12 protein-coding genes and 2 pseudogenes are annotated in these 13,957 nt (G+C 69.7%); 8 read left to right on the top strand and 6 right to left on the bottom strand.

Features of this window, described 5'->3' with window-relative positions; all coding sequences use genetic code 11:
* Positions 1-4 precede the first annotated feature (4 nt).
* Both ACIP5M_RS09220 and ACIP5M_RS09215 read right to left on the bottom strand, forming a co-directional pair.
* Positions 5-595: an SMI1/KNR4 family protein gene (locus tag ACIP5M_RS09220; RefSeq protein WP_401195058.1), complete on the bottom strand. Its 591-nt coding sequence runs from the start codon at positions 593-595 to the stop codon at positions 5-7.
* A 33-nt stretch (positions 596-628) separates the two neighbouring features.
* A pseudogene (locus ACIP5M_RS09215) lies at positions 629-1,042 on the bottom strand (DUF4259 domain-containing protein); the annotation flags it as partial.
* Positions 1,043-1,286: 244 nt separating this feature from the next.
* Between ACIP5M_RS09215 and ACIP5M_RS09210 the strand changes: the two are divergent.
* The 5 genes from ACIP5M_RS09210 (at position 1,287) to ACIP5M_RS09190 (ending at position 6,119) form a co-directional block, all read left to right on the top strand.
* Positions 1,287-1,736, top strand: coding sequence for an SRPBCC family protein (locus tag ACIP5M_RS09210; protein WP_401193984.1), 450 nt, complete (start codon positions 1,287-1,289; stop codon positions 1,734-1,736).
* 232 nt (positions 1,737-1,968) lie between these two features.
* Complete coding sequence (locus ACIP5M_RS09205) at positions 1,969-2,772, top strand: alpha/beta fold hydrolase (protein ID WP_401193981.1); 804 nt, start codon at positions 1,969-1,971, stop codon at positions 2,770-2,772.
* Complete coding sequence (locus tag ACIP5M_RS09200; RefSeq protein ID WP_401193978.1) at positions 2,772-4,082, top strand: PP2C family protein-serine/threonine phosphatase; 1,311 nt, start codon at positions 2,772-2,774, stop codon at positions 4,080-4,082. The genes ACIP5M_RS09205 and ACIP5M_RS09200 overlap by 1 nt, the downstream gene beginning before the upstream one ends.
* Complete coding sequence (locus ACIP5M_RS09195) at positions 4,079-4,441, top strand: STAS domain-containing protein (protein WP_401193975.1); 363 nt, start codon at positions 4,079-4,081, stop codon at positions 4,439-4,441. The genes ACIP5M_RS09200 and ACIP5M_RS09195 overlap by 4 nt, the downstream gene beginning before the upstream one ends.
* 145 nt (positions 4,442-4,586) lie before the next feature.
* The gene (locus ACIP5M_RS09190) at positions 4,587-6,119 is read left to right on the top strand and encodes a serine/threonine-protein kinase (RefSeq protein ID WP_401193973.1); all 1,533 of its coding nucleotides are present in this window, start codon (positions 4,587-4,589) and stop codon (positions 6,117-6,119) included.
* Between the two features lie 58 nt (positions 6,120-6,177).
* On the opposite strand, the gene ACIP5M_RS09185 is transcribed toward ACIP5M_RS09190, so the two are convergent.
* Positions 6,178-6,498 carry a hypothetical protein gene (locus ACIP5M_RS09185; RefSeq protein ID WP_401193971.1) on the bottom strand — a complete coding sequence of 107 codons (321 nt, stop codon included), beginning with the start codon at positions 6,496-6,498 and terminating at the stop codon, positions 6,178-6,180.
* A gap of 1,035 nt (positions 6,499-7,533) precedes the next feature.
* Here ACIP5M_RS09185 and ACIP5M_RS09180 point away from each other — a divergent pair.
* Positions 7,534-7,743 (top strand): annotated as a pseudogene (locus tag ACIP5M_RS09180) (transposase); the annotation flags it as partial.
* Positions 7,744-7,798: 55 nt separating this feature from the next.
* Complete coding sequence (locus ACIP5M_RS09175; protein WP_401193969.1) at positions 7,799-8,377, top strand: GNAT family N-acetyltransferase; 579 nt, start codon at positions 7,799-7,801, stop codon at positions 8,375-8,377.
* 56 nt (positions 8,378-8,433) lie between these two features.
* On the opposite strand, the gene ACIP5M_RS09170 is transcribed toward ACIP5M_RS09175, so the two are convergent.
* The 3 genes from ACIP5M_RS09170 to ACIP5M_RS09160 form a co-directional block, all read right to left on the bottom strand.
* Complete coding sequence (locus tag ACIP5M_RS09170) at positions 8,434-9,612, bottom strand: cytochrome P450 (RefSeq protein WP_401193966.1); 1,179 nt, start codon at positions 9,610-9,612, stop codon at positions 8,434-8,436.
* A 399-nt stretch (positions 9,613-10,011) separates the two neighbouring features.
* Entirely contained in the window at positions 10,012-10,533 is a 522-nt protein-coding gene (locus tag ACIP5M_RS09165) for a GNAT family N-acetyltransferase (RefSeq protein WP_401193963.1), read from the bottom strand.
* A gap of 86 nt (positions 10,534-10,619) precedes the next feature.
* Positions 10,620-11,060: a VOC family protein gene (locus ACIP5M_RS09160; RefSeq protein WP_401193961.1), complete on the bottom strand. Its 441-nt coding sequence runs from the start codon at positions 11,058-11,060 to the stop codon at positions 10,620-10,622.
* A 1,386-nt stretch (positions 11,061-12,446) separates the two neighbouring features.
* On the opposite strand from ACIP5M_RS09160, the gene ACIP5M_RS09155 reads away from it, so the two are divergent.
* Positions 12,447-13,862, top strand: coding sequence for a sulfatase-like hydrolase/transferase (locus ACIP5M_RS09155; protein ID WP_401193959.1), 1,416 nt, complete (start codon positions 12,447-12,449; stop codon positions 13,860-13,862).
* Positions 13,863-13,957: the final 95 nt, after the last annotated feature.

Genomic DNA, 13,957 nt, shown 5'->3' with positions numbered 1-13,957 from the left:
GGGATCAGGGCAGCGCGGCGGTTTCGTCCGTGCGCGGAGCGGGGGTGAGAGGGGCGCCGTTCAGCTCGGTCTGGTTAGGGGAGGCCCACCAAAGCTCTCCCTCCGGGGTGAGGTAGGGAGTGCTTCCGTCGACTTCTCCGCCGTGGTCGAGTGCGTCGGCCACGGCGGTCAGGTATACGGCCAGGGAGGGCCAGCCGTCGTCGAAGGAGCCGACGTCGTCGTGCGCCGCGCTTCCCAGACGGCCGTGGTGGGGTCCTTCGCGCATGTCGATGACCTGGGAGTCGCCGTCGCTCTGCGCCCAGGGGACCCACTTCGGGTGCCACCAGGGTTCGCCGTCCTCATCTGCTTCGGTCAGGTCGGGGTCGTCACCGGCGATCTCCACGCACATCTTCCAGTGATCGAGGATCTCGGCGACGGACATGGGCGGCTGCCCGGGTATCAGGTTGGCCCACTCGGTGATCCCGTTGTGGCAGGCCAGCGACTCAAGCAGGTCGGTGGGGAAGCGCAGCCCCATTGCCTTCTGCGCGGCTTCCACTTCGGCGGGTTCGGCCGGCGGCGCGAGGAGCGCGTACGACGCGGGGGCGCGCCGCTGCATCCAGGCGTCGATCCTCGCCCAGGAGCCGGCCACCGGCTGCGGCGCGGGGAAGGTGAGCACCCCCCGTAGGAGGTGCAGGCTGTGGAGCCAGGAGAGGTACTGGTCGGTCTCAGCCCAGAGTTCGCGGAGCTCAGAGGGCTCGGCTTCGACCCGGTGCAAGGCGCGGACGGCCATGTCCCGCAGGTCGCCCGGCAGCGTCGGAACGAACAGGTCCGGACCGTACGCACTGGTGACGGGGCGGCCTCCGGGACATTGTGCGGCGACGAGCGCTGCCGCGGCCACCGCTTCGACGGCCAGGCGCTGGTCGAGGGGGTCGTCGGCGTCGAGGACGCGCAGGAGCGCGCCCCGCACGAGCTGGGGCCGGTCGGCCTCGGCGGCCTCGTCAAGGTCGCCGCAGAAGTCGGCGGCCGTGTCGTTGTCGAAGGGGCCGACGTCCCAGGTGCCCATGGTTCTCCTCCAGATGGCGTGCTCGGGAATACTGCCGGCCGGCACTGACAACGTCGGGCGGGCCCGGCCGCCGCGCTTGGCCGGGAACGGCTCGGTGGGCCGGTTGCCGCGGACACGCCAGCGATCGGTCCCCGCGCGGGTGGTGTCGGCGGGCGGGGCGGGGGGCAGACGAGGCGGCGGGGCAGGGATGCCCTGGCCGTCGGCGGCTGCCGGCGGTGACGTGAACCCGGAAGGAGCTTTGGCGATGTCGCAGGTCAAGGAGTCGATCGAGGTTGATGTGCCGGTGACGACGGCGTACAACCAGTGGACGCAGTTCGAGTCCTTCCCGCAGTTCATGGAGGGCGTGGAACGGATCGAGCAGCGGACGGACACGCTCACGCACTGGGTGACGAAGGTCGGCGGCGTGGAACGGGAGTTCGACGCGGAGATCACCGAGCAGGTTCCCGACCACAAGGTCGCGTGGGTGACGGTGGGCGGTCAGACGGAGCAGTCCGGGCTGGTCACGTTCCGGCCGATCGACCCGGCGCATACCGAGGTGACATTGATGATGGACTTCGATCCCGAGGGGATGGCGGAGAGCATCGGTGACAAGCTCGGCTTCGTCGACCGGCAGGTCAAGGGCGACCTGAAGCGGTTCAAGCACTTCATCGAGGACCGCGGCGCCGAGACCGGCGCCTGGCGCGGCAGCGTCTGACCACTCGGTCCCGGCTCACGGACGGAGCAGCAATCAGGGCCGGACGTGCACAAGGCAGCCTGCCGTCGCGGGTTTGAGCGGCGGCAGGCAGCTTGCGTTCCGTTGGGTGTGGAGGCGGCCCCCCGAGGCGTTCGCGGCACCTGGCCCGGCACGGGGTCACGGCGCAGCAGGGTGACAGCACTTCCTCCCGGCGGGCGGCGGGGGCGGGAGATCAGGATGGCAGGATGGCCGGATGGACATCCTCCGCAGGAACAACGTAAAGATCGTCGGATCACCCGGCAGGCCGGTGATCATGCTGGCGCACGGGTTCGGCTGCGATCAGAACATGTGGCGCCTCGTCGTGCCCGCTCTGGCCGAGGAGTTCCAGCTGGTGCTGTTCGACTACGTCGGTTCGGGCGGCTCCGATCCCTCTGCTTGGGACGACGAACGGTACGCTTCGCTGGACGGCTACGCCCGCGACGTGATCGAGGTCTGCGAGGCGCTGGACCTGCGGGACGCGGCCTTCGTCGGGCATTCCGTCAGCGCGATGGTGGGCGTCCTCGCGACAGCCGCCGCCCCTGAGCGGCTGTCTTCCCTGGTCATGGTCGGCCCTTCTCCGTGCTACATCGACGACGACACCTATCGCGGCGGCTTCAGCGCCGAGGACATCGACGAGTTGCTGCAGTCGCTCGAGTCCAACTACCTCGGCTGGTCGGCCGCCATGGCGCCCGTGATCATGGGCAATCCGGAGCGGCCGGAACTGGGGGAGGAGCTGACCAACAGCTTCTGCGCCACCGACCCGGCCAAGGCCCGCGTCTTCGCCCGCACCACCTTCCTCTCCGACAGCCGCGCCGACCTCAAGTCGGTTGACGTACCGACGCTGGTGCTGGAGTGCACGGAGGACGTGATCGCACCGCGCGAGGTGGGCGCGTACGTCCACGCCGCGATCCCCGGAAGCCGCCTGATCACCCTTGACGCAACGGGCCACTGCCCTCAGCTGAGCGCCCCCGAGGCCACCGCGTCGGCCATCGGGGCTTTCGTCCGGAACCTGCGGTGATGTGCCGCACAGCCCGGGACCCGGAGCGGCCGGAGGGCGAGAAGGAGGCTACGAACGCCGCGTTCTCCACCCTGCTGGAGGACACGGCCGAGGAACTCTACGAGTCGGCGCCCTGCGGCTACCTGTCCACCCTGATGGACGGCACCATCGCCAAAATCAACGACACGCTCCTGGAATGGCTCGGCCTCACGCGCGAGGCGGTCGTCGGCCGCAAGCGCTTCACCGACCTGCTGACCGTCGGCGGCAAGCTGTACCACGAAACGCATTTCGCGCCGCTGCTGCGCATGCAGGGGAAGATCAGCGAGATCGCGCTGGAGCTCAGGGCGCACGACGGCAGACGGCTTCCCGTCCTCATCTCCGCCACGGTGAAGACGAGCACCGACGGCGAGCCGATGCTGATCCGCACCACCGTCTTCGACGCCCGACAGCGCCGCGCCTACGAGAACGAACTGCTCCGCGAGCGCGAAGCGGCGGAAGAGGCACGCCGCCAGGCCGAAGCCGACCGGGAACGGCTACGGGAGGCCCTCGCGGTACTGCAGCAGAGCCTGCTGCCCGCCACCCTTCCTCCCGTGCCGGGCATGGAGGCGGCCTCGTACTACCACACGGCCTCCGTCGACCGGCTCGGCGGAGACTTCTACGACCTTTTCCCCCTGGACGGCAAACGCTGGGGGTTCTTCCTGGGAGACGTCTGCGGCAAAGGCCCCCAGGCCGCGGCGGTGACCTCCCTGACCCGCTACACCCTGCGCGCCGCGGCCCTCCACGATCCCGATCCGGCGGCCGCACTGACCACCCTGAACACCGTGCTCCACGAGCGGTTCACCGGGGGTGACCCGCGCTACTGCACCGCGATCTTCGGGGTGATGGAGCCCGACGTCGCCACCGGTACGACAGCCGTGCGCCTCGCGTCCGGCGGCCATCCCTCCGCTCTGGTCCTGCGTGCCGGGGGAGGGGCCGACTACCTTCCCACACCCGGCGGTCTGCTCATCGGCATCCTGCCCCACCCCCATTTCACCTCCGCCGAGACCACGCTCGGCCCCGGCGACACCCTCCTCCTCTACACCGACGGCCTCACCGAAGCCCGTATCGGAGCGGAGCGCGCGCTCTACGGGGAAGACGCCCTGCGCGCCTTCGCCGCCGACCGCACCCACTGCGGGCCGCAAGAGCTGATCACCGCCCTCACCGGGCTCCTGGACGGCTTCGGCGAAGGTCTCGACGACGACACCGCCCTGCTCGCCCTCGGCGTGCCCCGTTCCGTTCCCGTTCCCGTTCCCGTTCCCGTTCCCGTTTCGCGAGAGCACGATCTGACATGAACGCCCTGACGGTCACCATCAGAGACACCACGACCGGTCCCGTACTGGAACTCGCGGGCGACCTCGACTACGACCAGGCCCCCCGCCTGCGACAGGCCCTGGAGACCCTGAGCCTGCGAGCGGGCCAACGGCTCGTCATGGACCTCTCCCGCATCCGGTTCTGCGACTCCAGCGGCATCACCGCCCTCATCGTCGCCCGCAACCTCGCTACGGCCGCAGGAGCAGGCATCGGTCTGGCCGGCGTACCTGACAACACGCTCCGCACCCTGCGCATCGTCGGCCTCGACCAGGTCTTCCCCCTCCACCCGGACGTCGAGACCGCGAGGGCGGCCGGACCGGCCACCGGGCCTTCCGATTGAACGGGCGTGGCGTCGGCCAGTAGCCGCCGGTCACCGCGCGGGTGGTGGAGGCCGGCTCGGCCCGAAGCCGAACCGGGCCGCCCTGCCCCGCAGATGAGCGGGGGGGCGTTCTCACGACCGGGCGTGCTGGGTTAGGTTCGCGGTCGTGACTCACGATCTCGGACGACTGCTGGCCGGCCGGTACCGGCTGGCCGAACTGCTCGGCCAGGGCGGCATGGGGACCGTCTGGCGTGCCCACGACGAGCAACTCGACCGGGAGGTCGCCCTCAAGGAACTCCGGCTCCCCGACGACCTCGACGCCTCCCAGCAAGGGGCCTGGATCGGCCGCCTGGACCGCGAGGCGCGCGCGGCCGCCAGGCTGAAACATCCCGGGGTCATCACCGTCCACGACCGGATAGCCGACGACAACGGCCGCCCGTGGATCGTGATGGAACTCGTCCGCGGCCGCTCCCTGGACGACCTGATCAAGGAGGACGGCCCGCTTCCGCCCGCCCGCGTGGCCATGATCGGCCGGCAGGTCCTCGACGCGCTGCGCGCCGTGCACGCCACGGGCGTTACCCACCGGGACATCAAGCCCGCCAACGTGCTGCTCGAAGGTAACCGGGTGGTGCTGACCGACTTCGGGATCGCCGCCGTGGAGGGCGATCCCGCTCTGACCCGGTCGGGGGCGCTCATGGGGACCCCGGTCTACATGTCTCCCGAGCAGGTGCGCGGTCTCCAGGCGACCGCCGAATCCGACCTGTGGTCCCTGGGCGCCACGCTGTTCACCGCCGTGGAGGGACACCCTCCGTTCAGTGGCTCCGGTTCCTGGGCCGTCTTCGTCGCCGTCGCCACCGAGGAACCCGCCACCGCCGTCCGCGCCGGGGAACTCGCCCCGGTACTGACGGGCCTCCTCCGCAAGGACCCGGCGCAGCGCCTCACCGCCGAGGAGGCGTACGACCGGCTCGCCGGCCTGGCGGGCGAAGCGGAGCCCTCCCGGCCGGACGCCACGCCGACATCCGCGTCCACGCTGCGGCTGGGTGCGACGCCGGGCCCCGGCCCCGGCCCCGGCACGGGACGGCCGACCCCGTCGACGCCGGGCCCCGCCCGTCCTGCCCGGCAGCGGAGGTACCTGCTGGGCGGCCTGGCGGCGGCCGTCGCGGCCGCCCTGATCGCGATGCCCTGGTGGCTACCGGAGTCCGGAGCCCACGACGACGACACGGGCCGCACCCGCGCGAGCGCCTCCACGGCGTCCACCGACCACGCCCCCTCCCCGTCGCCGTCCCCTGCCCCACCCACCAAGTCCACCCCGACCACTGCCAGTCCGACCCCCAGCTCGACCCCCAGCCCCACCCCCAAGCCCACCCGCACCCCTCTCGACCGCCAAGCCATCGAACGCGTCTTCGCGCTCTACATGAACGGCCTGGCCGACCAGGACATGACCTCCCTGCGTCGAGGCACCTGCCCCCGGCTACGCGCGGGTCTGCTCGGGTTCGCCCTCAACGGCTACTTCGTGGACCGCTGGGAACTCCAGCCCTACGAGATCCCCGCGAACATGGACGCGCTCAGCGTGGAAGCGAAGATCACCCGCCGGGACCCCGAGACCGGGCAACTCGCCGGCGACGTCCTCAACCAATGGATCATCGAGCGGGACGCGGACCAGCAGTACTACGTATGCGGCTGGCTCAATGAGGAGTGACCCGGCGGTGTTGTACGGAGCGGACAACGACTGTGGGCGTTGCCTGAATCCGAAGGGCTCACGCTTGGTTCGGATGATGCGTCTCAAAACGTGTGATGGGGCGTCCGCTTGTGCGCCTCTTGCGGTCCTGGGCTCCCAGGGTGGTGAATCCCGAGATGGCCGTGGAGGCGAATGACAGAGCCATGAATGCCTGTTCCAGGTGCGGATTGTGGAACAACAGCATCCACGCTGACGCCCAGGCCGCTCCCAGCGCCAGCAGCAACGTGATCCGTGCCCAGCGTGGCAGCCCGTGGCTGTCCGCGATGACGACGAAGCCCAGCAGCGCGCCCGGGGTGCATGCCGCAACCAGGCCCAGGAATATCCAGTAGGGCAAGATCATGACGCGAGTCCTCTCCCAGCCACCACAACCTGCCGCACGGGTAGGCGGTACGTCTTCCCGCTGCCGGTCAGGTTCTCCGGTACATGGTGCCAGATCGTATTGAACGCGTTCAACGGGGGTTCTGAATCGCCGTTACGGTCCATGGCGGCGGTCGTCGGGGTGCGTCACTGCCGACGTCACTGGTTGCGTCCGCCCCCTACAGCCGGGACGGCGGCTTCGCCGTCCTCGTCGCGAACCTCCGCTTCACTGCGACCCGGGCCGCGGGGTCTCTCGCCGGCGCCGTCCACGGCGGCCTGCCCCCTGGGCGTGTTCCTAGCTCTGGTGCTCAACCCGCCCTGGCCGGGATCGTGCTTGCCTCCTCGATCAAGCTCGCCCAACACGACCAGGTTCTGTCCGGCGGATCATGGCGTCGTAGGCATGCGGTGCATGCACAGCACGCTGACAGCGCACGCCCGGTGTCTTTACGGAGACGAGTACCGTCCGACACCGGCGTGCGGTCAGGGTGTGGGCGCCGGGCCGCAGCCGGCACGCGATCTCGACGGCAGGGCGGCGCGCGGCAGTGGCACCGAGGACGTAGCGTGCCGCATCCGGTGGGCGCTTCCCGAACCGAGTAATCCACTACGTACCGCCGTGCGAGGGGCGGCTTCTATCGGCGGCGCAGAGATCGGGGCCCGCAATGAGTGGACCAGTCACCGGCCGCCGACAGCCGCACTCCACCGTCACGCACAACGACAAGGCTGCCGTCTTCAAAAGCGATTCGATCACCGGCAGCCAGGAAAAGCGGGCTCGCCAGCTCGAAGGCGTACCCGTCGTCAGTTTTGAGGTCCTTGACCAGTACCAACCGCGGGGTTGGCGTGGCTCCGTCAGTCACCAGGCGCATGTCGAGATGGTCCCACGCCGCTCACCTCGACCCCATTCAGCGGCTGACCACGGCCCAGACGTGATGATCAAGTGAGGGTCGTCTCTGGAGTCTGTGCCCCCGGCTCTTCGCGGCCATCGTCGACCGCCTCACCTTCGGCGGCCACATCATGGCTGCGCTCGCGGAACATCACCCCACGCATTGCCCGCAAGGGCATCGAGTCCTCCCAGCCACTGGGTCGCCACCGTTGGACCGTGGAGCGGACAGCGGCGTGGCTGGCGGGGTGCTGTCGCCTGCACCGCCGCTATGAGCGCAAAGCCGCACACTTCCTCGCCTCCGCCGGCCTCGCCTCCGCACTCATGTGCTACCGCCGCCTGGCGAGGTAGACGGCTTACCGGTGCTTCGAAATCTCATTGCGGCGAATCGCTCGGCGAGGCAATCATGGCCGCCATGAGGCGGCCAAGGCAGGTCATCGAGTGCGGAGACTTCACCCTGCGACGCTGGAGGGGAGAGAACGACTTTGATCCGGCGTTCAAGCTGATCGAGGAGTCTTTGGACCACCTGCGACCGTGGATGCCGTGGGTCGCCCATCACAGCGAGGAGAGCACTCGCAACTTCCTCGCGAGGTCCGACGCGAGCTGGGACAGCGGTGACGCGTACAACTACGCCATCACCAGGGATGTCACGCTCATCGGCATGTGCTCGACCTACCGCGGCACCGACCCTCAGGGTCGGATCATGGGGTACTGGCTGCACCCCGCCGCCACCGGCCAGGGCATCGCCACAAGAGCGACGGCGGCCATGGTGACCGAGGCATTCGCCCTGCCGGACGTGGAGTACCTGGAAATTGTGCACGACCTGGCCAACATCTCCAGCGGCGCCATACCACCCCGATTGGGCTTCACCGAAGTCCGACGTGAACAGATAACACCGCCCGCAGCCCCCTCAGACAGCGGGACCGACGTGATCTGGCGGCTGAACCGGCCCACAGTGCCGCCTAACGGTGCTGTCCGCCCCTGATACCTGAACCGACCGAACTCCACTCTGGGCACTTCAGCACCAAACGAGACGACCTCTTAGACCAGGACCGGAAGTGAGGCCAGCCCCCGGATGAGACGGGTGCGGCGCCACTCCAGTCGTTCGGGCGGCACGGCGAGGCGGATTCCGGGGAAACGGGTCAGCACCACTCGCAAGGCGATCTCCCCCTCCGCCATGGCCAAGGGGGCGCCGATGCAACGGTGGATTCCGTGGCCGAACGCGAGATGAGCAGCCGCGTCCCGGTCCAGGTCGAGGTGGTCCGGCGCCGGGAACCGGGCCGGGTCCCGGTTGGCTGCCCCCAGCGCCACCAGGACCGGGACACCAGCCGGGATCTCGGTACCGCCGAGCGTGACGGCCTCCGTGGTGAACCGGAAGGTCGCCATGCTCACCGCCGAGTCGAAGCGGAGCAGTTCGTCCAGCGCGGCAGGGATCTGGTCCGGATCGTCGCGGAGGCGATCGAGCGCGGCCGGGTGCTGGAGCAGGGTCAAGAGGGCGTTGCCCAGAGCATTGGTGGTGGTCTCGTGTCCGGCCGCGAGCAGCAGCACGGCCAGGGAGACGAGCTCCTTCTCGCTCAGGCGGTCCTCTCCGTCCCGCGCCGAGATGAGCCGGTCCAAGAGAGAGTTGCCGGGGTCCAGGCGCTTGGCGGCAATGAGGTCCGTCATGTAACCGGCCATCGCGTGAGAGGCCGCGTCGATGACCTCGGGCTCTCCCGCCGCGAACAGTTCTGCGGACCACCGCTGGACCGCGGACCGGTCGGCCTGCGGCACTCCGAGCAGCTGGCAGATGACGATGACGGGCAGTGGCACCGCCAGGCGGGCCACGAAGTCGAGTGGTTCGCCGACGGGCCACTGGTCCAGCAGCTCGTCGGTGACTCGGGCGATGAAGGGACGCAGCTCCTTGACAGCCCCGGTCGTGAACGCCTTGGTCACCAGCCTCCGGAGCCGGGTGTGCCGGGGCGGGTCGCTGGCCAGCATGGTGTGGGCCACCGCCGGATGCAGGCGGCGCCGAGATTCCTTGCCCGCGAAGAAGGCGCCGGTGTCCTTCGAGAGACGGGAGTCCCTGAGGGCCTCACGGGCCTCCGCGTAGCCGGTGACCAGGTAGCCGGAACGCCCTCCGACACCGGAGGGCACGGACTGTACCGGGCAGAGGGACCGGGTGGCCGCGTAAGTCGCGTAGGGGTCCGGAAGGGCACGGGGACCCTGAGCCGAATCGGTCACCTCAGGCTCCGTGGGGCATGCGGGTGAAGAGACAACGCACACCTCCGCTGCTTTGTCGGGCGACGGCGGCGCCATCGCCACTTCCCTGGCCCCAGCCCTTCGTGCTGGACAGTCTCAGCCTCGACACCGACACCCCCTGTGTTTGACCCGACCCACCTCCTCACAAAATAGCCCGTCAGCGCCCCTTCCCTGCGGCTCCAGCCACGTCGGGAGCAGCCGAAGCGGGTGCCAGTCGGAGGCGTGACATCGTCGGGAGCGGGCCATCAACCAGCTCAAGCAGCACGGGGCCGTGGCCACCCGCTACGGCAAGCGCCGCCAGGTCTGCTCGGCACCGCAACCGCGGCAGCCCTCACCATCTGGCTCCGAACGTGATCGGTGGGCCGAGGCCTCCTCCGGGTTTCAGGGGAGGGTGAAGCGCCAGTTGTTGCTGGGGTGGTGCTGGCCCGGGGGGTATTCGAGCACCACTTCGGAGAGGAGGGTGAAGCCCACCGTGCGGCAGACCGCGTTCGAGGCCGCGTTTGCCACTCGGGGGAAGGCGTGGACCGCGGGTCGGCGGTGCGCCGAAGGAAGAGCGGCGAGGTGGGCAAGGAGGGCTTTGACGGAGGCCGTCGCCCAGCCTTGGCGTTGGTGTTCGGGGAGGATGCCCCAGCCCACTTCAAAGATCGGCTCTCCGTCGTGTTCCTTCGGGAAGAAGGAGACCGTACCCACGGTGTCGTTTGCCGGCGACTCCACGCGGAACACCCGGCCCTCGTGCGGAGCTCCCGCGCTCATGGCCACCCAGCGGCGGTGGCGGGCGAGGAGGGCAGTGTCCGGTTCGGGGCCGCCCAGGCGCGTCGTCAGCTCCAGCGTGTTGCGGCGCCGGAGTAGCCACAGGTCGTTGTCCGCCCAGGGGTGGAGGCGCACCAGTCTCGTCGTGTGCATGAGGTGAGGAAACATTCCGAGGCCAGCGCCCCGCACCCGATTTACCGCGGTGTTCTCGTTCGGCTGCAGGGTTCGAGTTCTCCTCCTCAGCTCAGCTGCTCGGCCAGTCCGACGATGATGCCTTCTGGGCCGCGGAGGTAGCAGAGCAGATAGCTGTCCTCGAACCGGGCGATCTCACCGACGAGTTCGGCGCCGTGAGGGCGCAGTCGGGCAACGGTGTCCTCGATGTCGTCGACCGCGAACATGACGCGGTGCGTGCCCAGAACGTTGTGAGGCTTGTTGCGCGGCCCCGCGCTGATCACCGCGGGTCTGTGGTACTTCGCCAGCTCGAGCCGGCTGTGACCGTCCGGGGTCCGGAGCATCGCGATGTCGCAGCGGACGCCGTCGAGTCCGGTGCACTGGTCGGCGAAGGGGCCCTCGACCTCCGCCCTGCCCTCCAGCTCCATTCCGAGTTCCACGAAGAACGCGATGGCGGCATCCATGTCCTCTACTACGATGCCGACGTTGTCCATCCGCTGAATCGCCATGCTGGTTCCTTCTGCTTCGTGCGGCCGGTGGTGGCCGTCGCTGTCCCTGAGACGGAGCTGATGAGGCATTCTCGACATCCGTAGACGCCGGACTCCGAAGAATCCAGAGCGCGGGAATGGAACTGGAGCAACCGGCCCTTCCACTTCATGCCATCGCGTGACAGCGTTGCCCCGCCGCCCTGGACACGGTGCTGATGTGGTTCGACCCGCCTGGAGGTGACGCCGAAGGGGCCGCGCGGTTCGATGCCCTCGCTACGTGTACGGCTCGCGTGCCGAGGTGGTCATGTGGCGGGGCGAGCCGTCCATGCAGTCCATGGTGAAGTTGCCGGCGCCGCGCCAGCCGTTCCAGCCGCCGGGCCTCCGTGCGCAAGCACTCGCGCCCGTACGGAGTGAGCAGGGAGGGCAGCGGCAGGTAACCGTCGGAGGCGAAACGGGCCCGCAGCCGCCGCCTCCCCCGAGCGGGCGAGGGCGTCGGTGTGGAACAGGCGCATGCGGGAGCTCCTTCACGGTCGGGGTCCGGGTGCAGGGTCCCCACCAGGTTTCCAGTTATGGCCGATGCGCCCACGTTTGCCCGGAACGTGTTACCGGCCCGGCAGGCAGGTGCCTTCCCTACGGCGCAGGGCCCTGCGCGTGATCGCCGGCCCCTCTGCCTTGGGGTGCCGGTGCCGGCGACCACCGGCAGGGCCGGGAGGTGGCCGTCGAGGGCCTCCAGGAGCTGGTGGTCCATGCTCCGGCAGCCAGCACCACCACAGGTGCCGTCACCGAGCCCCCGCTCCACAGTACGTAACGGGCGTCGACGGCCCGCAGCCGGCCGGAGGGGCGCAGGCGCCGCAGGCCGGGTATGGCCGCCGGATCGACTTCTTCGAGGGGCAGGGTATGTTCGCGGCCGGCCGCGGCGAGCGCGGCCAGAGATTCCTCGTCCATCCGACTGGAGACTCGTTCAGCAGGACGAACGTACCCGTACCCGTACCCGTACCCGTACCCGTACGGGTACGCGTACCCGTCACAGGGGGTGCCGCAGCGCCGGCCGCCTCCCTCACAGCTTCCCGCCAAGCCGGCCAGCGCTGCGCCGCCTCCACGGCCATGGCCAGGCACAGCCGTCCGCGTCGCGAACCGGCCGAGGCGGCCGTCACCTCTCCGAGGACGCCGAGCACCGCCCCGGCCATAAGCCGGCCCGCCACCACCACGCGCAGCTCCGGAGCCGCTGAGGCGAGCGCGAACGCGATCGACAGCCCCACCACCCCGGAAGCCAAGCCGCCGGTCGTGCCCGCCGGTTATGCTGCAGCGTCTTCTGGACGCGGCGACATGCTCAACACCAACAGGCGCCGCGCCCCCGCCCCCCGCACCTCGCCGGCATTCCTCCCGCAACGGAAGCAGGACACCGACGTGAGACCGCCGCCCAACGTGATCGTCGTTCTCACGGACCAGCAGCGCTGGGACACGACCGGTGTCCACGGCAATCCGGCCGACGTCACACCGGAGTTCGACGCAATCGCACGCGGCGGAACGCACTTCGCACAGGCGCTGACACCGCAGCCCGTCTGCGGCCCCGCCCGCGCCGCTCTGCAGACCGGTCGCTATCCGACCGCGACCGGAGTCTTCCGCAACGGTGTGCCGATTCCCACCGGCATCCCCACCCTTGCTTCGGTGTTCGCACAGGCCGGCTACGTCACCGGTTACATCGGGAAGTGGCATCTCGGGGGAGCGGACGCCGCAGAAGCCGGGCCGGTAGCCCCCGAACGGCGCGGCGGCTACCAGCGGTGGCTCGCCAGCGACCTGCTGGAGTTCACCTCGGATGCCTACCGCACGGTCCTCTTCGACGAGCAGGGAGATCCGGTACGCCTGATCGGCTTCCGTTCCGACGCCCTCATCGACGCCGCCATCCGTTTCGTCGCTGACCACCACACCCGTCCCTTCCTCCTGTTCGTCTCCTTCCTGGAACCACACCACCAGAACGCCACCGACGACTACCCGGCCCCGCTCGGCTACCGCGAACGCTACGAAGGCCGCTGGCTGCCGCCGGACCTCGCGGCCCTCACTCCCGGGGCCCCGCAGGGCGGTGCCCACCGCCACCTCGCCGGTTACCTCGGGCAGATCAAGCGGGTCGACGAAGGTGTCGGAAGGCTCCGGGACAGCTTGCGCAGCCTTGGCCTCACCGACTCCACGGTGCTGGCTTGGACGGCCGACCACGGATCGCACTTCCGTACCCGTAACGAGGAGTACAAGCGTTCCGCGCACGATGCCTCCATTCGGGTGCCGCTGGCTTTGACGGGGTCCGGATTCACCGGCGGTGGGCGCGTGGAGCGGCCGGTGAGCACCATCGACCTGATGCCGACGCTCATCGAGGCCGCGGGCCTGTCCGTGCCGGCAGCGACGCAGGGTCGCTCGCTGCTCCCCCTGCTGGGCGGGGGCGACGACCCGGAACGCCCGCAGGAGGTCTTCGTCCAGATCAGCGAGTCCCACGTGGGGCGGGCGGTGCGCACGGCGCGGTGGAAGTACGCGGTCAGCGCCCCGCAGGCCGACCCGTGGCAGGACGCCGGCGCTTCGCACTACCGCGAGACGGAGCTCTACGACCTGGGGACTGATCCCTACGAACTGGAGAATCTGGCCGGGCTGGTCTCGCATCGCGACGTGGCCGACCAGCTGCGGGAAACGCTGGTACGGGCCATGCTTCGGGCGGGCGAGGAACAACCCGTGATCGAGGCGGCCCCTGCCCGAGTTCTGGACGGGAGAGGACCCGAGGCGGAAGTCCGCTCGATGCCCTGGGACACGCTGCCCTTCGGACATCACCTGCGCGGCTGAGCAGAGCAGAGCAGAGCGCCTTCCGGACGGCGGCGGGGGTGCAGGTAGGTGGCCTGCCCCGGCACCTGACACGAGCGGCGTACAACGACAGGTGG

The sequence above is a fragment of the Streptomyces sp. NPDC088762 genome, assembly GCF_044750905.1.
Classification (GTDB): domain Bacteria; phylum Actinomycetota; class Actinomycetes; order Streptomycetales; family Streptomycetaceae; genus Streptomyces.
The sequence above is the reverse complement of the archived record's forward strand: the minus strand, read 5'-3'. Positions and strand labels throughout refer to the sequence as shown.

Coding starts and splice junctions, on each gene's coding strand:
- ACIP5M_RS09210 (WP_401193984.1), top strand. CDS start 1,287: ATGTCGCAGGTCAAGGAGTCGATCGAGGTTGATGTGCCGGTGACGACG.
- ACIP5M_RS09165 (WP_401193963.1), bottom strand. CDS start 10,533: ATGCACACGACGAGACTGGTGCGCCTCCACCCCTGGGCGGACAACGAC.
- ACIP5M_RS09160 (WP_401193961.1), bottom strand. CDS start 11,060: ATGGCGATTCAGCGGATGGACAACGTCGGCATCGTAGTAGAGGACATG.
- ACIP5M_RS09220 (WP_401195058.1), bottom strand. CDS start 595: ATGCAGCGGCGCGCCCCCGCGTCGTACGCGCTCCTCGCGCCGCCGGCC.
- ACIP5M_RS09175 (WP_401193969.1), top strand. CDS start 7,799: ATGGCCGCCATGAGGCGGCCAAGGCAGGTCATCGAGTGCGGAGACTTC.
- ACIP5M_RS09195 (WP_401193975.1), top strand. CDS start 4,079: ATGAACGCCCTGACGGTCACCATCAGAGACACCACGACCGGTCCCGTA.
- ACIP5M_RS09200 (WP_401193978.1), top strand. CDS start 2,772: ATGTGCCGCACAGCCCGGGACCCGGAGCGGCCGGAGGGCGAGAAGGAG.
- ACIP5M_RS09205 (WP_401193981.1), top strand. CDS start 1,969: ATGGACATCCTCCGCAGGAACAACGTAAAGATCGTCGGATCACCCGGC.
- ACIP5M_RS09185 (WP_401193971.1), bottom strand. CDS start 6,498: ATGATCTTGCCCTACTGGATATTCCTGGGCCTGGTTGCGGCATGCACC.